Raw genomic sequence first — 22,614 nt, 5'->3', positions numbered from 1 at the left:
ACGGGCGATGGGCACGCTGCTGCAATTTGTCGGGGATTGGGGGCACGCTCTGGCGGCCGTGCTGTTCGCGGCGCTCGGCATCTTCGTCCTGCGCCGTCGCGATGAAACCCCGGAACAGCGGCTGCTGGCCGCCGCGCTGCTGCTCACCGCCTGCTGGTCGCTCTACGTGTCCTTTGGCGGGGTGGAAAAGCCGCTGTCCGGCATGGGCGAGAATATCCGCAATGCCGCCTGGCTGCTGCTGCTGTTCGTCATGTTGCGGCGGGGGCCGGCGGCGCGCATCGGGTCGATGGTGGCGGTCGGATCGCTTTATGCGGCGGTGGCGGGGCTGATCCTGCTCCAGACCTTCGCCGACCTTATCTGGCGGCAATTGCCGGTGATGAGCGACATGCATCGCGCGTTCGTACATGTCGCGCTGGTCCTGCGCATGATGACCGCGATCGGCAGCCTGATCCTGGTCCATCACCTCTATATCGGCTGGCCGACGCGGGAACGGGGCAGGGTGGCGTTGCTGCTGGGGGCGCTGGCGGCGATGTGGACCTATGACCTCAATCTCTACGCTATCGGCTATTTCGCGATGCACCGGGCGAATGAGCTATATGCCCTGCGCGGCGCGATGATGGCGTTGCTGGCGCCGGTCATCGGGGCGGGGTTGCGCACTGATGGCGGGGGCCGCCTTCAGCTTTCGCGCACGCTGACCTTGCAGTCGATCTCGCTGGCTGCGGTCCTGCTCTATGGCGTCGCGCTGACGGCGGCGGCGGTGCTCATCGAACTGGTGGCCGGCCCCTATGCCCGCGTGGTGGAGATCGGCTGTGTCTTCCTGATGGCGGTCAGCGCGCTGGTGCTGCTGCCCTCGCGCCGGTTGCGCGCCTTCTGGAAGGTGCAGGTCGCCAAGCATTTTTTCCAGCATCGCTATGATTACCGCACCGAATGGATGCGCTTCGGCGACACGTTGGGCCGGGCGGGGGGTGACAGGGGCGACAATGCCCTGCCGTTGGGCGAGCGCGTGGCGAAGGCGGTGGCCGACATCACCGATTCCCCAGCCGCGATCCTGATGCTGCGCAGCGAGGATGGCGCGCTGGCCTTCGAAACAGAGTGGAACTGGCTGGAGGAACTGCCGGATGGCGCCGTGATTCCGGCGCCGCTTGCGCTGCTGATCGAACAGAGCGGCTGGATCATCGATGTCGACCGCCCGCCCAGCGGCGCGGGCGAAGTCGTCGCTCCCCATTGGATGAGCGAGGATCGCCGCGCCTGGGCGATGGTGCCGCTCATCCATTTCGGACGGCTGATCGGTGCGATCCTGCTTGCCCGGCCGCCCATCGACCGGCGGCTCGACTGGGAGGATTTCGACATGCTGCGCGCCGCCGGACGGCAGGCGGCCAGCTATTTGAGCGAGGCGCAGGGACAGCAGGCGCTGGACGACGCCCAGCGGTTCGATGAGTTCAATCGCCGCTTCGCCTTCATAATCCATGATGTGAAAAATCTGGTGAGCCAGCTTTCCCTGCTCGCCCGCAACGCGGAACGCCATGCCGACAATCCCGATTTCCGCGCCGACATGGTGCTGACGCTGAAGGAATCGGTGGGCAAGATGAACGACATGCTCGCCCGCCTGTCGCAGCATAATAAGGGCCGAGCGGAGGAGCCGCGAGCGATGGCGCTGGACGAAGTGGCGCGACAGGTCGCGCGAACCCGCTCTCGCCAGCATCCGGTGCGGGTCACGGGCGAGGCGCCGTTGGTGCTGGCCGACCCGGCACGGGTCGAGCAGATACTGATCCATCTGCTCCAGAATGCCATCGACGCCAGCGCGTCCGATCGTCCGGTCGAACTGCGGCTTTCGACAGATGGCACGGTCGCCCGGCTCGACATGATCGATCAGGGTCGGGGCATGACCGCCGAATTCATCCGTCGTGAGCTGTTCAAGCCTTTCTCGTCCAGCAAGGCAGGGGGCTTCGGCATCGGCGCGTTCGAGGCGCGGGCGCTGGCGCAGGCCATGGGCGGCCGGATCGACGTGGAAAGCAAGCCGGGGGTGGGCAGCCGTTTCACGCTGAGCCTGCCCTTGGCCCAGGGGGAAGAATTTAGGGGGAAGGCCGCCTGATGAGCGACACGCGACCGAAATTGCTGATCGTGGAAGACGATCCGGGTCTTCAGCGACAATTGCGCTGGGCCTATGAGGAATATCAGCTTTTCATCGCGGGAGACCGGGAGGAAGCCATCGAAATGCTGCGGGAACAGGCGCCGGACGTGGTGACACTGGACCTTGGCCTGCCACCCGATCCCGACGGCACCAGCGAGGGTTTCGCGACGCTGGCGGAGATATTGCGGATCAAGCCGGACACGAAGGTCATCGTCGCTTCCGGCCATGGTGCGCGGGAAAGCGCCCTCAACGCCATTTCCGGCGGGGCCTATGATTTCTACCAGAAGCCGGTGGACATCGATGAACTGGGGCTGATCGTCCGCCGCGCTTTCCACGTCCATGCGCTGGAGCGGGAAAATGTGCGCCTGTCCGAAGCCGCGCCGGAAGGCGGGCGGGTGCTGGGGCGACTGATCACCGCAGCGCCGGAAATGATGAAGGTCGCCCGGACGATCGAGCGGGTGGCGGGAGCGGATGTTTCCGTGCTGCTGCTGGGCGCGAGCGGCACCGGCAAGGAATTGCTGGCGCAGGGCCTGCACGACGCCAGCCCGCGCCGGGAGGGGGGCTTTGTCGCGATCAACTGCGCGGCGATCCCGGAAACGCTGCTGGAAGCGGAACTGTTCGGGCATGAGAAAGGCGCCTTCACCGGCGCGGTCAAAACCACGCCCGGAAAGATCGAACTGGCGCAGGGCGGCACGCTGTTCCTTGACGAGGTGGGTGACATTCCGCTGGCGTTGCAGGTGAAGCTGCTGCGCTTTCTCCAGGAGCGGGTGATCGAGCGGATCGGCGGCCGCCAGCCCATTGCGGTCGACACGCGGATCGTTTGCGCGACCCATCAAAATCTGGAGGAGATGATCTCGGCGGGCACCTTCCGCGAAGACCTTTATTATCGGCTGGCCGAGATTGTCGTGCGCATTCCCGCGCTAAAGGAACGGCCCGGCGACCCGGCGCTGCTGGCGCGCCATTTCCTCCACCGCTTCGCCAAGGATATGAACCCGCAGATCAAGGGGCTGGCGCCTGACGCGTTGGCGGCGCTCGACGCCTGGGGCTGGCCGGGCAATGTGCGCGAATTGGAAAACCGCATGAAGCGGGCCGTCATCATGGCGGACGGCAAGCATGTCACCGCTGCCGATCTCGATCTCGACGGGGATCGGGCCGAGGGGAGCGATGTGGTGAACCTCAAGGCTGCGCGGGAAATGGCCGACCGCCGCGCGATCCGGCGCGCCATTGCACGGACGGACGGCAATATTTCCGGTGCGGCGAAAATTTTGGGGATCAGCCGGCCGACGCTCTACGATCTGCTCAAGCAATATCGGATGCAGAATTGAGGCGTGCGTCTGTCGATGTCGGAATAGGGAGCAACGGGATCAAACCCGCTCCACACCCAGGTCCGCGGCGCTGATACCAAGCCGCCTGATCTGCTCGGCCACGGGCGGCCACACCGCATCCATGAACCGCGCCCGTTCCATTTCGCGCAGCCTTCTCGTGGCGCCGTCAGCGACAAACATGCCGACGCCGCGCTTCACCAGGACCAGCCCGTCATCCTGGAAACATTGATAAGCCTTGGCCACGGTCAGCGGATTGGCGCCCTGTTGCGCGGCGAGCGCGCGAACCGAAGGGAGCAGGTCGCCGTCGCGAAATTCGCCATCCAGAATGGATGCGGCAATGATCTCCCGCAGGCGGAGATAGACGGGTTTGGAGTCGTCGGCCATAGTGCATCAGTGACATAATACAGCCATGCGCGTCAAGGCACACTCTTTCGCCATATTGGGTAGATAGCGTAACTATCTATCCCAGATGGAAACTCTGTTGTCATATTCTGGCCGAGGCCGCTCTTCCTGCGGCTTACCCGGCGTGCCGATGAAGATGAATCCGGCGATCCGCTCATCCCCTTGCGCGAAGGCGGCGCGGACATCCTCATTATAGGCCGGCCATCCGGTCAGCCATCCGCCGGCAAAGCCCAGCGCATGGGTGGCGTGCAGCAGGTTCATGATCGCCGCGCCCGCCGACAATTGCTGTTCCCAGATCGGAATCTTGCTGCCCGCGACCGGTGCCGAAAGGGCGACGACCAGCGCGGGCGCCTGGTGCGCGAACTGGTGCATCGCCTCGATTTCCAGCCGTCCCGCATCGGGTTTTTCAGCGCGATAGGCGCTTTCCAGCAGGTCTGCGAGTGTATCGCGCCGGTCCTGCGGCACGATCACGAAGCGCCAGGGGGCCAGCTTGCCATGATCGGGGGTGCGCAGCGCCACTTCCACTATGGCGCGCAGTTGCTCCGCATCGGGGCCGGGCGCCACCAGATCGCGCGGCTTGCCGGATCGGCGGGTCTGGAGGAGCGAGAGCGGAGAACTGAGGTCATTGAACATGGCGGACCAGATGGCCTGCCGACAGGAAGGACGCAAGGGCATCGGCCTTCTTTGACAGATGAATAATTTCCGCTCTACGCTGGCGGCATAAGGGGTCGCGTTTGCGGCTCGACAACAAGTTAGGGTAAAAGGGGCCTGAATGGCGACCTCAGTTTCAAATCCGGGCGAGGTGGGCGCAAAGACCTGGCTCGGCCATCCGCGCGGCCTGTTCCTGCTGTTCTTCGTGGAGATGTGGGAACGCTTTTCCTTCTACGGAATGCGGGCGCTGCTGATCTTCTACCTGACGCAGCATTTCCTCTTTTCCGACCGCGACGCGTCCTATGCCTATGGCGCCTATATGTCGCTGATCTACATCTCCCCGCTGATGGGCGGTTATCTGGCCGACCGCTATCTGGGGCAGCGCAAGGCGGTGCTGTTCGGCGGCATCGTCATCGCCATCGGCCACATCATCCTGGGCGTCGAGGGCGACAATGCGGGGGACATGGGCCTTGGCCTCTTCTGGCTGGGGCTGGCGACGGTCATCACCGGGACGGGTTTCCTGAAGTCCAGCGCCTCGGCTCTGGTGGGCCAGCTTTATCCGCGCGACGATATGCGGCGGGACCCGGCCTATACGATCTTCTACATGGGCATTAATCTGGGGGCGACCATCGGTCCGGTGATCTGCGGCTATCTGGGCCAGGCATGGGGCTGGCACTGGGGTTTTGGCTCGGCATCGGTCGGGATGATCGCGGGCGTCATCGGCTTCGCCCTGAGCAAGCCGCTGTTGCAGGGACGCGGAGAGCCGTCCGATCCCGCCCGTCTGGCCGAACGGGTCGGCGGGATCATCAGCCGGGAATGGCTCGTCTATCTTTCCAGTCTTGTCTCCATCGTCCTGTGCTGGGTTCTGATCCAGCAGCATGTGATCGTCGGCTGGATGCTGGCGTTGGCGAGCGTGGGGGCGGTACTCTACATCCTCTGGGAAGCCTTTGGCCGGATGGAGCGGATCGGGCGCGACCGGATGCTGGCGGCGCTGTTCCTGCTGGTCATCAATCCGATCTTCTGGGGCCTTTACGAGCAGACCGGATCGTCGCTCAGCCTGTTCACGGACCGCTATACGAACCGGCACATATTGGGCTTCAACGTTCCGGCATCGATGTTCCAGTCAGTCAACGCCGCCTATATCCTGATGTTCGGGCCAGTGATGGCGGGGCTATGGATCTTGCTGGCGAAGCGGGGATGGGAGCCCTCGACGCCGGCCAAATTCGGCATCGCCATCGCGCTGGTCGGGGCGGGTTTCCTGGTCCTGGTCGCGGGAACGGGCGCGCCCGGCACGCTGACGCCGGTGCTGTTCATCTTCCTGCTCTATCTCTGCCACACCATTGGCGAGCTATGCCTGTCGCCGGTCGGGCTGTCGGCCATGTCGACGCTGGCGCCCTCACGCATGATCGGGCTGATGATGGGCATCTGGTTCCTCGCCATGGCGCTGGGCGAATATGCCGCCGGGCTGATCGCTGCGGCGACCGGCGGGGAGGGTGGCGCGGCCAGCCGGGATCAGGTGCTGGCCGTCTATGGCAGCATCGGCTGGTGGTCGGTGGGGGTCGGCGTCGTCGTGATGGCGCTCGCGCCGCTGGTCAAGCGACTGATGCACGCGGAGGAGGCGAAGTGAGGCGCGGCTTTATTCCGTCGCGCCCCAGATATCATCGGCGCGGATAAAGCCCTTTTGCCCGCCCACATCGAACGCGCACCAGCCCTTGCTGCAAGAAGAGATCCGCCCCACCACGCCCCTTTGCGCGCGAAAGACGGCGCGGGCATCCGCGCTGGGGGAGGTGCGCATCGGCGCGATGTCGGCGGTGACGATGCCGGTCGGCGCGTCGCTCAGCAGCCGGACATGCATCCAGCCCTGGGCGCCCGTCGAATCCTCGACCTTGCGCCACAGGCCCAGCACCTGCACCACCTTCACCGGCAGGTCGCGGCGGCGATAGACCCAGTTGGAGGGGTAATCGAGGCTGGGGCCGACGCGCATCCGCGCTTCGGCATGGCTGAGCGAGGCCCAATAGGGAACCGCCTTCACCGGGTTCGCCCCTGCGCTGCCGCTCACGCAAAGCGCGGCGAGAATGGATGCGCCCAGCAAATAGCCCTTCATAACCCAATAGTCCCCATGCCGATCCGTTCGCTTTCATAGACGTTGGAGGGCATGGCGGACAACTGCTCTTATAAGCGCTTGACCATCGCCGCGACGGGGAATAGCGGCCAGACATGGCCAAAAAACCGCGCCCCGCCACGCCGCGCGTCATCGTTACGCGCCGCCTGCCTCCCAATGTGGAGGCGCGCATGGCCGATCTGTTCGACACCGTCTTCAATATTGGCGATGTGCCGATGGACCGCACCGCGCTGACCCGCGCGATGGCGCAATGCGACGTGCTGGTCCCTGCCGTCAGCGACCAGATCGACGCCGCGCTGATCGAGGCGGCGCCCGAACGGCTGCAACTGATCGCCAGTTTCGGCAGCGGCGTCGACCATATCGACCTTGCCGCCGCGCGGAAAAAGGGGATCATCGTCACCAACACCCCCGGCGTGCTGACCGAGGACACCGCCGACATGACCATGGCGCTGATCCTGTCGGTGCCCCGCCGTCTGGCCGAGGGGGAAAAGCTGGTTCGTTCCGGCGCCTGGACCGGCTGGAGCCCGTCGGGCATGCTGGGGCATCGCATCGGCGGCAAGAAATTGGGCATCATCGGCATGGGCCGCATTGGCCGCGCGGTGGCGCGGCGGGCGGCGGCCTTTGGCCTGACCATCGCCTATCACAATCGCCACCGCCTGCCTTTCGAGGTCGAGCAGGAGCTGGAGGCGCAGTGGTGCCCGGACCTGGATATGCTGCTGGGTGACTGCGACATCCTGTCGATCCATTGCCCGCTCAACGCGGACAGCCGGGGCCTGATCGACGCGCAGCGGATTGGGCTGATGCGGCCCGACGCCTATCTCATCAACACCTCCCGCGCGGAAATCACGGACGAACCGGCGCTGATCGCCGCGCTGTCGGAAGGGCGCATCGCGGGCGCGGGGCTGGACGTCTACACCCATGAACCGGCGATCGATCCGCGTTTGCTGGCGCTGTCCAATGTCGTGCTGCTGCCGCATATGGGGTCCGCCACCTTCGAGGGGCGGGATGCCACCGGGGCGCGGGTGATCGCGAATATCCGCAGTTGGGTCGATGGGCATCGTCCGCCCAATCAGGTGCTGGAAGGCTGGGTCTGAGGACCCGCCAGAAAGACTGAATCCTATAGGGACCGGCGTTCCTCTCCAACACGGGCGGCACTGTCCGCTTCGCTCGCGCGGCGTTGCGGCGGACGTTGCAAATTCGCAGGATCGGCCAGAGCCGATCATGGCGCACACCCCGAAAACCGGAACTCGTCGCCCTGTCATCCGTTAAAAAACGCAGGTCTTTCCATCGAAGGAATATTGCATGATCCGTCTGGCCATCATTTCGCTCGTCATTGCTGCCGTGCTTGCCATATTGGGTTTCGGCGGTGCGGCGGGCACCTTTGTTGGCATCGCCAAATTCCTATTCGTGCTCGCGATTGCCTTGTTTGTCATCTTCCTCGTCCTGGGGCTGTTGGCCGGCAAGGGAATCAGGGACGCGATAGATTGACGGGATATGAGAGAGATTGGCGCTGGAGTGGATGAAACCGGCCGGCTGATACGCGATGAGGCCGGGTTCCTGCTCCAGCGCGATCTGGGCGGCACCTATCGGTTGGTGCTGCTGCGCGTGCCCATCGATCATGTCGAAAAGCGGGTGCGGGTTCGGGGATTTTATGCCGGCGACGGCATAGTAGAGGTGGAGGGGGTGGCCGCTGCCTGATCGGGCTGCGGCCTTATGTGCATCAGGGTCGTGTTCCGTCAGGGATTGAACGACTCGCGCGGATCATAGGACTTCACGGCGTCGTGCGCGTGCACGAAGCGGGCGCAGGACCCGAAACCCCGGTTATTTTCAAGCGGAAGCGCGGTTTCGCAATAGGCGCATTCCGCCATCAGGCGACCGACCATCCACTGGCTGCGGCCGCAACTGGGGCAGTGATTGGCTTCCCCCGGATGATAGTGAATGATGTAACCCCTTAAGGCCGGATCAAAAGATTTGCCGGTCGCGAGGCTCGAAACTGGGCGCATCGTCTCTTCCTCCTCAGACATATATTCTCGGCATCGGCGCGAAAGTGCACGAAACCCGATCACGCCTGCATTGATGCAACGACGATAGTCAGAGCGAGCGACCCATTTTCATCTCTGTGCAACCCGCTCCTTGAACCAGAACGCGGTCGCCTCACAATGTATCCCGCGTGGAATGAGCGCGTCTACAAGAAAGATTCCAAGAAACGTCCCATTTTCACGCCTTCGCATTTGACTTGGTGCCCGCAGGCGCTATGGCGGCGGCCATCGGGACATATCCGCTTCGGCCATGAGTTGGGGCGCATCCCGCCACCTTGCCGTCCGGTAGTTTTTTCGCCGTCCGGCGAGCCTCTGGTGGAACTGCGTCATCCTGCCTCCGCATGGTCGAGGCAACTGCGAGGAGACGCACGACTCATGACCGCCATCGGACAGGACACTCTTGGCACGCGCGACCTTTTGAAGGTCGGCGGCAAGGACATTGCCTATTATTCGCTGAAGAAGGCCGCCGCCAAACTCGGCGACGTCAGCCGTCTGCCCTTCTCGATGAAGGTGCTGCTGGAAAACCTGCTCCGCTTCGAGGATGGCGTTACCGTCACCACCGACGACGTGAAGGCGATCGTCGATTGGCAGAATGACAAGGGCAAGGCCGAGCGTGAGATCCAGTATCGCCCCGCGCGCGTGCTGATGCAGGACTTTACCGGCGTTCCCTGCGTCGTCGACCTCGCCGCCATGCGCGACGCGATGACCGCGCTGGGCGCCGACGCTGGCAAGATCAACCCGCAGGTGCCCGTTCACCTCGTCATCGACCACTCGGTCATGGTCGATGAATTCGGCACGCCCAAGGCGTTCGAGCAGAATGTGGAAATCGAATATCAGCGCAACATGGAGCGCTACGACTTCCTGAAGTGGGGCAGCAAGAGCCTTGCCAATTTCTACGCCGTGCCCCCGGGCACCGGCATCTGCCATCAGGTGAACCTGGAAAATATCGCGCAGGCCGTCTGGTCGAGCGAAGGCCCTGACGGCGTGACCGTCGCCTATCCCGACACCTGCGTCGGCACCGACAGCCACACCACCATGATCAACGGCCTGGGCGTTCTGGGCTGGGGCGTCGGCGGCATCGAAGCCGAAGCCGCGATGCTGGGTCAGCCCGTCTCCATGCTCATCCCCGAAGTCGTCGGCTTCAAGCTGACCGGCGAACTGAAGGAAGGTGTGACCGCCACCGACCTGGTGCTGACCTGCACCCAGATGCTGCGCGCCAAGGGCGTGGTGGGCCGTTTCGTCGAATATTTCGGCCCCGGCCTTGCCTCGCTGTCGCTGGCTGATCGCGCGACGCTCGCCAACATGGCGCCGGAATATGGCGCGACCTGCGGCTTCTTCGGCATTGACGACAAGACGCTGGATTACATGCGTCTGACGGGCCGGACCGAAGAGAATATCGCGCTGGTCGAAGCCTATGCCAAGGAGCAGGGCTTCTGGATCGATCCCTCCATCGAGCCGATCTTCACCGACACGCTGGAACTGGACCTCGCCACCGTCGTCCCCAGCCTGGCCGGTCCCAAGCGTCCGCAGGACCGCGTCGCGCTGCCGGAAGTCGATGACGTGTTCAACGCCGACATGGCGAACGTCTACAAGAAGGCGCAGCAGCGCGTTCCGGTCGAGGGCATGGATTTCGACATTGGCGACGGCGACGTCACCATCGCCGCGATCACCAGCTGCACCAACACGTCGAATCCCAGTGTTCTGGTCGCCGCCGGTCTCGTCGCCAAGAAGGCGAACGAACTGGGCCTGAAGCCCAAGCCCTGGGTCAAGACCTCGCTGGCCCCCGGTTCGCAGGTCGTCACCGACTATCTGGAAAAGGCCGGTCTCCAGTCGCACCTCGACGCGGTCGGCTTCAACCTGGTCGGTTATGGCTGCACCACCTGCATCGGCAACTCCGGCCCGCTGGCCGAACCGATCAGCAAGGCGATCAACGAAAACGGACTGGTCGCCGCCGCCGTGATCTCGGGCAACCGCAACTTCGAAGGCCGCGTGTCGCCCGACGTGCGCGCCAACTTCCTCGCCTCGCCGCCGCTGGTCGTGGCCTATGCGCTCAAGGGCACGGTGGTCGAGGACTTCATCACCACCCCGATCGGCACCGGCAAGGACGGCCAGCAGGTGTTCCTGAAGGACATCTGGCCGACCAATGACGAAGTCGCCTCGACCATGGCGGGCTGCATGGACCGTCCGATGTTCCAGGCGCGCTACGCCAATGTCTACAAGGGCGATGCCCACTGGCAGGCGATCGACGTCACGGGTTCGGACACCTATCAGTGGCGCGCCGGTTCGACCTATGTCGCCAACCCGCCTTACTTCGAAGGTCTGACCATGACCCCGAAGCCGGTCACCGACATCGTCGAAGCCAAGCCGCTGGCGATTTTCGGCGACTCGATCACCACCGACCACATTTCGCCGGCTGGCTCGATCAAGGCGACCTCGCCTGCGGGCAAGTGGCTGTCGGAGCATCAGGTCGCGCAGGCCGACTTCAACAGCTATGGCGCGCGCCGTGGCCATCATGAAGTCATGATGCGCGGCACCTTCGCCAACATCCGCATCAAGAATCTGATGCTGGACGGCGTCGAAGGCGGCATGACCCGCTATGAAGGCGAAGTCATGCCGATCTACGACGCGGCGATGAAGCACAAGGCGGACGGCACGCCGCTGGTCGTCATCGGCGGCAAGGAATATGGCACCGGATCGTCGCGCGACTGGGCGGCGAAGGGCACCAATCTGCTGGGCGTCCGCGCTGTCATCGTCGAGAGCTTCGAGCGTATCCACCGTTCGAACCTTGTCGGCATGGGCGTGCTGCCGCTCCAGTTCAAGGACGGCCAGAATAAGGATACGTTCGGCCTGACGGGCGACGAGACCTTCACCATCCAGAATGTCTCGGGCCTCAAGCCCCGTCAGGACGTGGACGTGATCGTGAAGCGCGCCGACGGCTCGACCTTCACCTTCACCGCGCTCTGCCGGATCGACACGATCAACGAGCTGGAATATTTCCTGAACGGCGGCATCCTCCAGTACGTTCTGCGCAAGCTGGCCGCTTGATCGGCTGACATAGCAACCTAAAGAGAAAAGGGTTTCCGCCGCTGCGGGGGCCCTTTTTTCGTTGGGGGATGGATTTGGCGATCCTTGTCGAAGTGGCCGGATGGCTGGGCGCGATGCTGGTGCTGGGCGCCTATATGCTGGTTTCCTCCGGTCGCCTGACCGGCTCCTCGGCGATCTTCCAGGGCATGAACGCGCTGGGGTCCGCGCTCTTCATCCTCAACACCGGATGGCACGGCGCCATCCCTTCGATGGTGCTCAACATCATCTGGCTGTGCATCGGGCTGTTTGCGCTCTGGCATATCCACCGTCGCGGACGGACGGGATAGGAGGATTTTCGAGCGGTCAAGAAAGGCTGGGGTGGCGGTCGGCCGACCCTTTGGCTAGCCATCTGACGGAGATGAAAAAAGCGCTTATCGTCCGTCATGTGCCGCGCGAAGGAGCGGCGGGCTATCTCCAGCCGATCGAGGCCGCAGGCTATGAGATCGGGCGGATCGATGTCGCCAGCCCTGATTTTCTCGATGCCGATCTGTGCACGCCCGACCTGCTCATCATGATGGGCGGGCCGATGGGCGTTTATGAACAGGACATCCATCCCTGGATTCCCCATCAGATCGAAAAGCTCGCGGCTCGGTTGGAACAGGACCTGCCGACGCTGGGCGTGTGTCTGGGTAGCCAGATGATCGCGGCGGCGCTGGGCGCCCGCGTCTATCCCGGCGGGCAGATGGAACTGGGTTTCGCGCCCGTCACGCTGAACGGGGCAGGGGCCGACTCGCCGCTGCGTCATTTGGAGGGGGTGCCGGTGCTGCACTGGCACAGCGATACTTTCGACCTGCCCGCCGGGGTCGATCTGTTGGCGTCAACGACCCGCTATGCGCATCAGGCTTTCCGCCGTGGCCGCAATGTGCTGGCGCTGCAATTCCACGCGGAAATGGGCGAGGACCCCCGGTTCGAGGATTGGTTGACCCATTTCTGGGCCGATCTCGACATCGCCCGGCAATGCGGCATCGCGCTGCGGCAGGATCATGCGGATCATGGCCCCGGCGCAGTGGCGGCGGGTCGGGCGATGATCGGGGAATGGTTGGCGGGGCTGGACGCTTAAAACTCGACTTCCAGTTCCTCGACCTCGGCCTTTTCCTGTCGCGCTGCGTCGATCCACTCGCGCATCAGATTCCAGTCGTTACTGAAATTGCAATAGATCGCCGATTTGGCCGACAGCGGCACGGCATAGGTCAGGAAACGCTGCGCCACCGGAGCGAACATCGCATCCGCGACGGTCGGCGTTTCTCCGAACAGCCAGGGCCCGCCATAGGCGTCCAGACATTCGGTCCAGATTTCCTCGATTCGCTCGATGTCGGGCTTGGCGCCCGAAAAGATCGGAAATTTCTCGTGCCGGACCTTCAAATTCATCGGCAAAGCGGAGCGCAGGTTGATGAAACCCGAATGGATTTCCCCCGACACCGACCGGCAATGGGCGCGGGTGATGCGGTCCTCCGGGTAGAGGCCGACATGGGGATAAAGCTCATGCAGATATTCCGCAATTGCGAGCGTGTCCCAGACGCTCGCGCCCTCATGGGTCAGGCGCGGCACCAGTACGGAGGGCGACAGCAGCAATAATTCCGCCCGGTTTTCCGGGTCATTGAGCGCGATGGTCTTCTCCGTCACCTGCAATCCCGCAAGGCGGCACAACAGCCATCCGCGCAGGGACCAAGAGGAATAAGTCTTGCTGGAAATGGTCAGTTCCGCGACGGCCATGGCAATCCTTCCGCTTCGTCCCATTTTTCCATCAATCATGATGCAGTGCAATATGGAAAAACTGTATAACGAGCGTACAACGAGCCGAATCGGCGATGGCACAGATCAAGGCACGCTTAAATAGATGATGATGTTGTACAGCGGCTACCAGGCCTGGAATGACATGCTGGCTCCGGCGCGTTTTGGCGCGCAGATCGCCTTGTCCTATCGGGACAGGATGGGACCGATGGCCAATTGGGCGATGCCCCGCCGCATGTTCGCCCTGATGGACGTGTTCCAGGGCGCAAAGCTGACCCATCGTCGCCCAGCTTACGCGATTCGCCCGGTGGAAACCGGCAATGCGGTGGTGCCGGTGCGCGAGGAGGTGGTGCTGGACATGCCCTTTGGCGATCTGCTGCATTTCGCCAAGGACGATGTCGAGACCGCCCAGCCCAAGATACTGGTTGTGGCGCCGATGTCCGGCCATTTCGCGACGCTGCTGCGCAACACGGTCCAGACGCTGCTGCGCGATCATGACGTCTATATCACCGACTGGAAGAATGCGCGGGACGTGCCGCTCAGCGCCGGTCGTTTCGGCTTCGACGATTATGTCGATTATATCATCGCCTTCATGCAGGAACTGGGGCCGGGATCGCATCTTGTCTCCGTATGCCAGCCCTGCGTGCCCGCCATGGCGGCGGTTTCGCTGATGTCGGAGGACAAGGACCCGGCGACGCCGCGCTCCATGACGCTGATGGGCGGGCCGATCGATACGCGCGCTGCGCCCACGGTCGTCAACGAACTCGCCAATGAACAGACGCTGGAATGGTTCGAGGATAATCTGATCAGCATGGTGCCCATGCGCTATGCGGGCCGGGGACGGCGGGTCTATCCGGGCTTCCTCCAGCTTTCGGCTTTCATGTCGATGAACATGGAGCGCCATGGCGCGGCGCATCGCGAACTTTATCAGCTTCTGGCCGACGGCAAGGCGGTCGAGGCCGACAGGATCAAGACCTTCTACGAGGAATATTTCGCCGTCCTCGATATGACGGCGGAATTCTACCTGGAAACCGTGGACAAGGTGTTCCAGCGCACCCTGCTGGCAAAGGGGGAACTCACCTATCGCGGGCGGAAGGTCAATCCGGGCGCCATCCGCAACACCGCGCTGCTGACGGTCGAGGGTGAGAAGGATGACGTCTGCGCCGTGGGCCAGACGGCGGCGGCCCATGCGCTCTGCACCGGTCTGCGCCCGCATCTCAAGCGCCATCATCTTCAGCCCGGCGTCGGTCATTATGGCGTGTTTTCGGGCAGCAAATGGGAAAAGCAGATCTATCCGCAGGTGCGGAACATGATCCTGGCGATGAACTGACCGATCCGGGAATTACGCTTCCGGCCGCGTCCAGATCCACGTCCCGCCGATCAGCGCGGCGGCGACGGGGATCAGGCACCAGGGAAAGGGCGAAAAGAACAGCGCCAGCACGACGCTGAACGCAAAGGCAGCCAGAGCCGCCTTCTTGCCCCGACGGCTGATCGCGCCGTTTCCTCGCCAGCGCCGGATATGCGGGCCGAAATGGCGATGCTCCAGTAGCCGCGCCTCCAGCCTCGGGCTGGAGCGGGCGAAGCAGAAGGCCGCCAGGATCATGAACGGCACGGTCGGCAACAGCGGCAGGAACACCCCGACCGCTCCCAATCCGAGCGAAAGAAAGCCGGAAAAAAGATAGAAATGCCGCAGCATCAGCCGGCCGGTAGCCGCAACCGCACCAGCACCCCGCCCAGATCCTCGCTCTCCTCCAGCCTGACCGACCCGCCATAGATTTCCGCGACATCCCGCACGATGGCGAGGCCAAGGCCCGTGCCGGGTTTCCCCGAATCGAGACGCACGCCCCGGTCGAAGATGCGGATGCGATCCGCTTCGGGGATGCCCTTGCCGTCATCCTCGACCAATATCTCGACCATCGTGCCCTTGCGACCGACCGTCGCGAACACGCTGCCGCCGCCATATTTTGCAGCGTTTTCGACAAGATTGCCCAGCATTTCATCGAGATCCTGTCGCTCGACCCGGACGGAGGCATCCTTCGCGCCGTCCATGTCGATCCGCACATCCGGATAGAGCCGCTGCACCGCCCGCTCGACCGCGTCCAGGCTGGGCCAGACCTCCGCCCGGCTCTGCGCCGCGCCACGCCGGCCGACCGCACGGGCGCGCGCGAGGTGATGGTCGACCTGCCGCCGCATCGTCGTCGCCTCGCGGATCACGGTGTCGCCCAGGTCCGGCGATTGCGCCGTCGCGGCGTTCATGATGACGGTCAGCGGCGTTTTGAGCGCATGGGCCAGATTGCCCGCATGGGTTCGCGCCTCCTCCGCCTGTCGCTCATTATGGGCGAGCAGGGCGTTCAGTTCCTCGACCATGGGCAGCACTTCGGCGGGCATCGGTTCGGTCACGCGATTTTTCTCGCCCGCCCGCATCCGCACGATTTCATGCCGCACCATGCGCAGGGGGCGCAGGCCATAAATGGTCTGGAGGGTCGCCAGCACGATCAACCCCAGCGCCAGCAGCGCAAAGCTTTCGAACAGGGTCGAGCGCAACGTCTTGATCTGCGCGTCCAGTCCCTCGCGCGCCTGCGCCACCATGAACATCCAGCGCGTGTCCGACCCCGGCAGAATGATGCTCCGCTCCATGACGCGCAGGTCCTCGCCGGGGAACTGGTTGCTGTCGTAGATGTGGGGGGCGTCGTCCTGATGGTTCGGATTGACCTTCAGCGCCCGGTCCCAGAGCGACCGCGACCGCCAGTCCTCATGCCCCTTGCCGCTGATCTGGTAGTAGATGCCGCTATTGGGCTCCAGAAAACGCTGGTCGGCGGGTTCGCGGTTGAACAGCACCTCGCCGTCCGGCCCGATTTCCGCCGACGCGATCATGGCGGTCAGGACATAATTCATCCCGTCGTCGAAATTGCGGGTGATGGCGTTGGTCAGCACCCGGTCCAGCGCCAGCCCGCCGCCCAGCAGCAGCAGGCTGATCCACAGCGCCGCAATGCCGATCATGCGGCGGCTCAACGATCCGGTGGAACGAACCTGGGAAGGGGAATGGGGATCGGTCATCGCGGGGCGCCGGAACCTCGGCCCCGATTACCGCCCCGGTTCGTCGAGGCTGTAGCCAAGCCCGCGAATCGTCGTGATGACGTCCGCGCCCAGTTTCTTGCGGATGCGCGTCACGAACACTTCGATGGTATTGGAATCGCGGTCGAAATCCTGATCGTAAATATGTTCGATCAGTTCGGTGCGGCTCACCACCTTGCCCTTGTGGTGGAGCAGGTAGGACAGCAGCTTATATTCCTGCGCCGTCAGCTTCACCGGCTCGCCCTTCAGCGTCACCTTGCCCGACCGCGTGTCCAGCCGCACGTCGCCCGCGATCAATTCACTCGACGCATTGCCCGACGCGCGACGAATAAGCGCGCGCAGGCGGGCGATCAATTCCTCGCTCTGGAACGGCTTGGCCAGATAATCGTCGGCGCCCGCGTCCAGCCCGGCCACCTTGTCCGACCAGCTGTCGCGCGCCGTCAGCACCAGCACGGGAAAGCCGCGCCCTTCCTTGCGCCAGCGGTCCAGCACGGTCAGCCCGTCAATGGTCGGCAGGCCCAGGTCCAGCACCACCGCGTCGTAATTTTCCGTTGAGCCGAGGAAATGTCCGTCCTCGCCATCGTCGGCAAGGTCCACGGCATAGCCCGCGCCTTCCAGCGTGTTGCGGAGCTGCTGCCCCAGGCTGGGTTCATCTTCGACGATCAGCAGACGCATATGGCTCCGTTTCTTTTCTGTTGCTCTTATGGCGCCGTTCAGCGCGCCCAGCCGATTATATCGCCCGTGCGACCGTCCGCATCAACCCATACCACCTTGCCGTCCTTCACATATTTCAGGCGGTAGCGGTTGGAGGAAGGGTTGAATTCGCTGCCCAGATAGGTGGCGCCGCCCATGGCGGCATCGACCCGGCGCTTGATGACGGAGAAGGGCATGACCTGCCCATCCAGCATGGCGCGGCGCGCCGCATCCTGCTCGTCACGCTGGCTGTTGGCATAAGCAGCGGGATTCGTGGCGAAAACCGCCGCCATGGCGCCAAGGGCCGTAAGGAATTTCAACCGCTTCATTCGCATGACCTTGGCATAGCGGTGCACCATTGAACAGGTGGTGAATGGGGCTGGGGAGGGGACGCGGCTTCCTCCCGGCCTATTTCCACGATCCCAGCAGCAGCGCCATCAGGCCGCGCTCGTCCGCCGCCTTCGTGACCCTGGGCGCGCCATAGCCCCGGCATTCCAGGCAATCCGCCCGCACGCCCGCGCCGCTCACCAGCGCCCGCACGTCCGACAGCGCCTGCAAGGCCCAGTTGCGCTGCACCATCGCCTGCCGTCCCAGCAGATCGCGCCCCACAAGCCCGCTGGGCGCGCCCGCATCGTCATCACCCTCGCGATCCACGATGGACTGGACGAACTTCGCGAACCTGTCCGGCTCCTTCGCGATGCGATAGGGGCGGGCCTTGGCCGGATCGATCTTCGCCAGCTTCGCCGCCTCGGCAATCGCGTCCTCCAGCCCGCCGAAGCGATCGACCAGCCCGATCTGCCGCGCCGTGCCGCCGTCCCAGACGCGGCCTTGCGCAATGGCGTCGATCTGCTGCGGCGTCTTGCGCCGGGCTTGGGCCACCAGTCCCACGAAACGGCCGTAAATATCCTCGACCCCCATCTGCATGATCCGGTCGAATTCCGGCGTCGTGCCGCCGACGACATCGGGCTGGCCCGACAGCGGCGTGGTCTTCACGCCATCGGTGGTGACGCCGATCTTCGCCAGCGTGCCCTCAAAGCTGGGGATGATGCCGAATACGCCGATGGAGCCGGTGATCGTGTCAGGCTCGGCAAAGATGACATCGCCCGGCGTCGACACCCAATATCCGCCGCTGGCCGCGACATTGCCCATGGAGACGACCACGGGCAGCCCATCCGACTTGGCGGCCATGATCGCGCTGCGGATCTTTTCCGACGCCATCACCGAACCGCCGGGCGAATCGACCCGCACCACCAGCGCCTTCAAATCCTTGTCCGCCAGCGCCTTGCGCAGCAGCGCGGAAATCGTGTCGCCTGCTGCGGTTCCAGGTCCCGCCTCGCCATCGACGATGTCGCCCGCCACGGTCAGCACGCCGATATTGCCGCCATTGGCTGGCTTGTGTGCGCCCATGTAATTTTTCAGGTCGATGGTCGCGAAGCCGCCGGGCTTGTCGTCCGGCGCGTCGCCCGCCACCTGTGCTACCCGCTCGCCAAAGGCCGCTGCGTCGCCCAGCCTGTCGATCAGTCCGGCATCCAGCGCCGCCTTGGCCAGATTGCCGCCCGCACCCTCCGCCGCCGCCGCCGGATTGCCGGTATAGGCGGCCAGCTTCGCCTTGGGCCGCGCCTTGGCGACTTCCTGCTGCCAGTCCTCCCACAGAGCATTGGCCAGCGCCTGATTGGCCTGTTTCGCTTCGGGCGACTGGCCCGTGCGCGTGAACGGTTCGACAAAGCTCTTATAGGTGCCGACGCGATAGACATGGGTGTTGACGCCCAGCTTGTCGATCAGGCCCTTATAATAGAGGCCCGATCCGCCGCGTCCGATGATCGCGACCCCGCCCAGCGGATCGACCCAGCTTTCGGTTGCGTGGGCCGCCAGTTGATAGCTGTCGTCGCTATAGATGGTGGCATAGGCGAAAATCGGCTTCTTCGCCGCGCGGACTGCGTCCAGCGCCTTGCCGACCCGCGCCAGCGCCACCTGACCGCCGCCCATGAACCCGTCCAGGTTCAGCACCACGGCCTTCACCTTCCGGTCGTCCCTGGCGGCATCCAGCGCGGCGACGATGTCGGCCAGGCCATATTCCCGGGCCTTGTCCTTCGATCCCGTCAGCAGCGCCATCGGGTCGACCTCCGACGGCTGCTCGACGATGGTGCCGTCCAGCTTCAGCAGCAGCGCGCCGCTGCTCACGCTCTGGGCGGGCTTGGGCGACCAGGACAGGGCGGCATAGAGCAGCCCGAAGAAGCCCAGCAGGAACAGCAGCACCAGCCCGTCCTTGATCGCGACCAAAATGCGCCACGCGCCTTTCACAAAAGCCAAGATGCCTGCTTCCTTTTTTGCTCTGCCCAAGGGCTATCCCATCGACGGACCGACTGCAATGTGGGGGGAAGCGGAGACCGCACAAGCTTGCGCCCATATTTTCCGACGCTATGGGAGGGCGCAATATTTGGTTTCTCTTGCAGGAGACACGCTTCATGCCCACGCTCGTCCTTATCCGCCACGGTCAATCCTCGTGGAACCTTGAAAACCGCTTCACCGGCTGGTGGGACGTGGATGTGACCAAGAAGGGCGCCGAGGAAGCACGCGCCGCCGGGCGCCTGATGGCGGCAAAGGGGCTGGACTTCGACCAGTGCTACACCTCGGTCCAGACCCGCGCGATCAAGACGCTGAACCTGGCGCTGGAGGAAATGGGCCGGCTGTGGTTGCCGGTCGAAAAGGACTGGCACCTCAATGAGCGCCATTATGGCGGCCTCACCGGCCTCAACAAGGCGGAGACGGCGGCCAAGCATGGCGACGATCAGGTGAAGATCTGGCGCCGCAGCTTCGACACGCCGCCGCCGCCGCTGGAAGCGGACAGCGAGTTCGACCTGTCGAAGGACCGCCGCTATGCCGGCATCCCGATCCCCGCGACGGAGTCCCTGAAGGACACCATCGCCCGGGTGCTGCCCTATTGGGAGGCGAAGATCGCCCCGGACCTGAAGGCGGGCAAGCGCGTCCTGATCTCCGCCCACGGCAACTCGCTGCGGGCGCTGGTGAAGCACCTCTCGAACATCCCCGATGACGAGATCACCGAACTGGAAATCCCGACCGGCCAGCCCATCGTCTATGAACTGAATGACGATCTGACCGCGAAGGACCGTTACTATCTGTCGGAGCGTTGATTTTTCTCCGCATCGATTGAACCGAAATCCCGCATTGCCCCTTGGCGGTCCTGCCGCTAAGGGGCTTTGCTTTCCATACCCTTTTGGGTGGCATCAGGCAGGGAAGTGCCAAGCAAAATGACCGGGGCAACCGAAGCCGCGACCGTCGGCATCATCATGGGCAGCCGATCCGACTGGGAAACGATGCGCCACGCCTCCGAAACGCTGGAAGCGCTTGGCGTCGCTCATGAGTGCAAGGTCGTTTCCGCCCACCGCACTCCGCAGCGCCTCTACGACTATGCCACCGGGGCGGTCGGACGTGGCCTGAAGGTCATCATCGCGGGCGCGGGCGGCGCCGCGCACCTTCCCGGCATGGCCGCGTCGATGACCCGTCTGCCGGTCCTTGGCGTGCCGGTGGAATCCAAATCGCTGAAGGGCATGGACAGCCTGCTCTCCATCGTTCAGATGCCCGGCGGCATCCCGGTGGGCACGCTCGCCATCGGCAAGCCCGGCGCGATCAATGCGGCTTTGTTCGCCGCGTCCATCCTCGCCACCACCGATGAAGCGCTGGCGCAGCGTCTCGACGCCTGGCGCGTCCGGCAGACCAACGACGTAGCGGAAACCCCCGAATAAGATGACCATCATCCCGCCCGGCTCCACCATCGGCATACTCGGCGGCGGCCAGTTGGGCCGCATGATCGCGATTGCCGCCGCCCAGCTTGGCTACCGCACGCATATCTACGCCCCGGAAACGAGCGGCCCCGCCGCCGACGTATCCCCCCGATGGACGCGGGGCGCCTATGAGGACGCGGCCGCGCTCGCCGCCTTCGCCGACAGCGTCGACGTGGTGACATACGAGTTCGAGAATATCGACCCCGCCGCCGTCGAAGTCCTCGCCACCCATGGCCTCGTCCGTCCCGGCGCTCAAGCCCTCCGCGTTGCGCAGGATCGTCTTGCGGAAAAGCGCTTCGTCTGCGACCTTGGCGGCCTGACCGCGCCTTTCGCGCCGGTCGAAAGCCTCGACGACCTGAAAGAAGCGCTCGACCGGATCGGCAGCAAGGCGATTCTGAAAACCAACCGCATGGGCTATGACGGCAAGGGGCAGGCGCGCCTGAGCGATCCCGGCGACGCGGTCGGCGCCTGGAACGCCATCGGTCGCCAGAGCGCCATTCTCGAAGGTTTCGTGACCTTTGCCGAAGAATTTTCCGTCATTCTCGTGCGCGGCGCCGATGGCGAAATCCGCTTCTGGGACAGCGCCGCCAATGTTCACAAGGACGGCATTCTCGACAGCTCGACCGTCCCCGCAGGCGCCCTGATCGAAGGGCAGGTCGCGCAGGCCCGCGCCCTTGCCTCCAAGGTTGCCGACGCTCTCGGCTATGTCGGCGTCCTGACGCTGGAATTCTTCGCCAGCGCCGACGGCCCGGTGTTCAACGAAATGGCCCCCCGCGTCCACAATAGCGGCCACTGGACCATCGAAGGTGCGCTCACCAGCCAGTTCGAAAATCATGTCCGCGCCATTTGCGGCCTGCCGCTGGGCGACACCATGCTCGCGGCGGCGAAGGCCGAGATGCACAATCTGATCGGCGATCAGGCCAATGACTGGCAGCAGATTCTGTCCGACCCGGCCAACCATCTGCACCTTTACGGCAAGCATGAAGCCCGCCCCGGCCGTAAGATGGGCCACGTTACCCGCCTGACGCTGTGAACGCAGCGCCAGAAATCGTCCTGATCCTCGCCCGCGCCGACAATGGCGTGATCGGCAAGGATGGCGACCTGCCCTGGCGCCTGCCCGCCGACCTCAAACATTTCAAGGCGCTCACCCTCGGCCATCCCATGGTCATGGGCCGCAAGACCTTCGACAGCCTGCCGGGCCTGCTTCCCGGCCGCCGTCACATCGTCCTGACGCGTGACGCCGACTGGGCGGGGGAGGGCGCTGAACCTGCCCCGACCCCGGAAGCCGCCATCGTGCGGGCGGCCGCGCCCATCGTCGCGGTCATCGGCGGCGCGGAAATCTACAGGCTGTTCCTGCCCCTCGCGCACCGCATCGAACTTACCGAAGTCCATGTCGAGGCGGAAGGCGACACCCACATCGCTTATCCCGACCCCGCCGACTGGCAGGAAACCGCCCGTCACGATCATCCCGCGCAGCAGGGCCGCCCCGCCTACAGCTTCGTCACCTTTCACCGCCGCCCCGCCGCGCATTGCCAGCGGCCGGACGTGCCCTTATAGC

General features: G+C 64.3%; 24 protein-coding genes. 14 read left to right on the top strand and 10 right to left on the bottom strand.

Translation table 11 applies throughout. The features are described 5' to 3' along the window. The first annotated feature begins 7 nt into the window (after window positions 1-7). Both prsK and prsR read left to right on the top strand, forming a co-directional pair. A complete protein-coding gene (gene prsK / locus F7P65_RS03760; protein ID WP_150290417.1) occupies window positions 8-2,092 on the top strand; it encodes an XrtA/PEP-CTERM system histidine kinase PrsK in 2,085 nt (694 codons plus the stop codon). Next, window positions 2,092-3,456 carry a PEP-CTERM-box response regulator transcription factor gene (prsR, locus tag F7P65_RS03755; protein ID WP_150290416.1) on the top strand — a complete coding sequence of 455 codons (1,365 nt, stop codon included), beginning with the start codon at window positions 2,092-2,094 and terminating at the stop codon, window positions 3,454-3,456. The genes prsK and prsR overlap by 1 nt, the downstream gene beginning before the upstream one ends. A 39-nt stretch (window positions 3,457-3,495) precedes the next feature. Here the strand turns inward: prsR and F7P65_RS03750 are convergent, their stop codons facing one another. Both F7P65_RS03750 and F7P65_RS03745 read right to left on the bottom strand, forming a co-directional pair. After that, the gene (locus F7P65_RS03750) at window positions 3,496-3,840 is read right to left on the bottom strand and encodes a GntR family transcriptional regulator (RefSeq protein ID WP_150290415.1); all 345 of its coding nucleotides are present in this window, start codon (window positions 3,838-3,840) and stop codon (window positions 3,496-3,498) included. Window positions 3,841-3,912: 72 nt separating this feature from the next. Further along, window positions 3,913-4,491, bottom strand: a complete 579-nt coding sequence (locus F7P65_RS03745) for a nitroreductase family protein (protein ID WP_150290414.1) — start codon at window positions 4,489-4,491, stop codon at window positions 3,913-3,915. Window positions 4,492-4,630: 139 nt separating this feature from the next. On the opposite strand from F7P65_RS03745, the gene F7P65_RS03740 reads away from it, so the two are divergent. Beyond that, complete coding sequence (locus F7P65_RS03740) at window positions 4,631-6,136, top strand: peptide MFS transporter (protein WP_150290413.1); 1,506 nt, start codon at window positions 4,631-4,633, stop codon at window positions 6,134-6,136. Window positions 6,137-6,145: 9 nt separating this feature from the next. On the opposite strand, the gene F7P65_RS03735 is transcribed toward F7P65_RS03740, so the two are convergent. Further along, the gene (locus F7P65_RS03735) at window positions 6,146-6,613 is read right to left on the bottom strand and encodes an SH3 domain-containing protein (RefSeq protein WP_150290412.1); all 468 of its coding nucleotides are present in this window, start codon (window positions 6,611-6,613) and stop codon (window positions 6,146-6,148) included. A 113-nt stretch (window positions 6,614-6,726) separates the two neighbouring features. Between F7P65_RS03735 and F7P65_RS03730 the strand changes: the two genes are divergently transcribed. From F7P65_RS03730 to F7P65_RS03720, 3 genes are all read left to right on the top strand, one after another. After that, window positions 6,727-7,725 carry a 2-hydroxyacid dehydrogenase gene (locus F7P65_RS03730; protein WP_150290411.1) on the top strand — a complete coding sequence of 333 codons (999 nt, stop codon included), beginning with the start codon at window positions 6,727-6,729 and terminating at the stop codon, window positions 7,723-7,725. Between the two features lie 208 nt (window positions 7,726-7,933). Further along, window positions 7,934-8,119, top strand: coding sequence for a DUF1328 domain-containing protein (locus F7P65_RS03725; protein ID WP_150290410.1), 186 nt, complete (start codon window positions 7,934-7,936; stop codon window positions 8,117-8,119). Between the two features lie 6 nt (window positions 8,120-8,125). Then, window positions 8,126-8,329 carry a DUF5818 domain-containing protein gene (locus F7P65_RS03720; protein ID WP_150290409.1) on the top strand — a complete coding sequence of 68 codons (204 nt, stop codon included), beginning with the start codon at window positions 8,126-8,128 and terminating at the stop codon, window positions 8,327-8,329. Window positions 8,330-8,367: 38 nt separating this feature from the next. On the opposite strand, the gene F7P65_RS03715 is transcribed toward F7P65_RS03720, so the two are convergent. Further along, window positions 8,368-8,655, bottom strand: a complete 288-nt coding sequence (locus F7P65_RS03715) for a hypothetical protein (protein ID WP_240334180.1) — start codon at window positions 8,653-8,655, stop codon at window positions 8,368-8,370. Window positions 8,656-9,045: 390 nt separating this feature from the next. Here F7P65_RS03715 and acnA point away from each other — a divergent pair, with 390 nt between their 5' ends. The 3 genes from acnA to F7P65_RS03700 all read left to right on the top strand — a co-directional run bounded on the left by acnA (window position 9,046) and on the right by F7P65_RS03700 (window position 12,814). After that, on the top strand, window positions 9,046-11,715 hold the full coding sequence (gene acnA / locus F7P65_RS03710; RefSeq protein WP_150290408.1) for an aconitate hydratase AcnA: 2,670 nt from the start codon (window positions 9,046-9,048) through the stop codon (window positions 11,713-11,715). A 74-nt stretch (window positions 11,716-11,789) separates the two neighbouring features. After that, the gene (locus tag F7P65_RS03705) at window positions 11,790-12,041 is read left to right on the top strand and encodes a CBU_0592 family membrane protein (protein WP_150290466.1); all 252 of its coding nucleotides are present in this window, start codon (window positions 11,790-11,792) and stop codon (window positions 12,039-12,041) included. 71 nt (window positions 12,042-12,112) lie between these two features. Continuing rightward, a complete protein-coding gene (locus F7P65_RS03700) occupies window positions 12,113-12,814 on the top strand; it encodes a glutamine amidotransferase (protein WP_150290407.1) in 702 nt (233 codons plus the stop codon). Here F7P65_RS03700 and F7P65_RS03695 read toward each other — a convergent pair. Beyond that, window positions 12,811-13,467: a glutathione S-transferase gene (locus F7P65_RS03695; protein WP_150290406.1), complete on the bottom strand. Its 657-nt coding sequence runs from the start codon at window positions 13,465-13,467 to the stop codon at window positions 12,811-12,813. The genes F7P65_RS03700 and F7P65_RS03695 overlap by 4 nt on opposite strands. A 124-nt stretch (window positions 13,468-13,591) precedes the next feature. On the opposite strand from F7P65_RS03695, the gene F7P65_RS03690 reads away from it, so the two are divergent. Beyond that, the gene (locus F7P65_RS03690; RefSeq protein WP_150290405.1) at window positions 13,592-14,815 is read left to right on the top strand and encodes a polyhydroxyalkanoate depolymerase; all 1,224 of its coding nucleotides are present in this window, start codon (window positions 13,592-13,594) and stop codon (window positions 14,813-14,815) included. A 12-nt stretch (window positions 14,816-14,827) separates the two neighbouring features. Here the strand turns inward: F7P65_RS03690 and F7P65_RS03685 are convergent, their stop codons facing one another. The 5 genes from F7P65_RS03685 to sppA all read right to left on the bottom strand — a co-directional run bounded on the left by F7P65_RS03685 (window position 14,828) and on the right by sppA (window position 19,563). Then, on the bottom strand, window positions 14,828-15,181 hold the full coding sequence (locus tag F7P65_RS03685) for a YbaN family protein (RefSeq protein ID WP_150290404.1): 354 nt from the start codon (window positions 15,179-15,181) through the stop codon (window positions 14,828-14,830). After that, entirely contained in the window at window positions 15,181-16,485 is a 1,305-nt protein-coding gene (locus tag F7P65_RS03680) for a sensor histidine kinase (RefSeq protein WP_150290465.1), read from the bottom strand. Before F7P65_RS03680 ends, F7P65_RS03685 begins: the two co-directional genes overlap by 1 nt. Before the next feature lie 84 nt (window positions 16,486-16,569). Continuing rightward, a complete protein-coding gene (locus tag F7P65_RS03675; RefSeq protein WP_150290403.1) occupies window positions 16,570-17,235 on the bottom strand; it encodes a response regulator transcription factor in 666 nt (221 codons plus the stop codon). Window positions 17,236-17,273: 38 nt separating this feature from the next. Then, complete coding sequence (locus F7P65_RS03670; protein ID WP_420853300.1) at window positions 17,274-17,582, bottom strand: hypothetical protein; 309 nt, start codon at window positions 17,580-17,582, stop codon at window positions 17,274-17,276. 79 nt (window positions 17,583-17,661) lie between these two features. After that, window positions 17,662-19,563, bottom strand: a complete 1,902-nt coding sequence (gene sppA, locus F7P65_RS03665; RefSeq protein ID WP_150290401.1) for a signal peptide peptidase SppA — start codon at window positions 19,561-19,563, stop codon at window positions 17,662-17,664. 155 nt (window positions 19,564-19,718) lie between these two features. Here sppA and gpmA point away from each other — a divergent pair, with 155 nt between their 5' ends. The 4 genes from gpmA (at window position 19,719) to F7P65_RS03645 (ending at window position 22,613) form a co-directional block, all read left to right on the top strand. Further along, entirely contained in the window at window positions 19,719-20,405 is a 687-nt protein-coding gene (gene gpmA, locus F7P65_RS03660) for a 2,3-diphosphoglycerate-dependent phosphoglycerate mutase (RefSeq protein ID WP_150290400.1), read from the top strand. A gap of 117 nt (window positions 20,406-20,522) precedes the next feature. Next, the gene (gene purE / locus F7P65_RS03655; protein ID WP_150290399.1) at window positions 20,523-21,017 is read left to right on the top strand and encodes a 5-(carboxyamino)imidazole ribonucleotide mutase; all 495 of its coding nucleotides are present in this window, start codon (window positions 20,523-20,525) and stop codon (window positions 21,015-21,017) included. A 1-nt stretch (window position 21,018) separates the two neighbouring features. Continuing rightward, window positions 21,019-22,089, top strand: a complete 1,071-nt coding sequence (locus tag F7P65_RS03650) for a 5-(carboxyamino)imidazole ribonucleotide synthase (protein ID WP_150290398.1) — start codon at window positions 21,019-21,021, stop codon at window positions 22,087-22,089. Next, entirely contained in the window at window positions 22,086-22,613 is a 528-nt protein-coding gene (locus tag F7P65_RS03645) for a dihydrofolate reductase (protein WP_150290397.1), read from the top strand. Before F7P65_RS03650 ends, F7P65_RS03645 begins: the two co-directional genes overlap by 4 nt. Window position 22,614: the final 1 nt, after the last annotated feature.

The sequence above is a fragment of the Sphingobium estronivorans genome (assembly GCF_008692605.1).
GTDB lineage: Bacteria > Pseudomonadota > Alphaproteobacteria > Sphingomonadales > Sphingomonadaceae > Sphingobium > Sphingobium estronivorans.
This window is presented reverse-complemented; position numbering and strand designations above follow the sequence as displayed.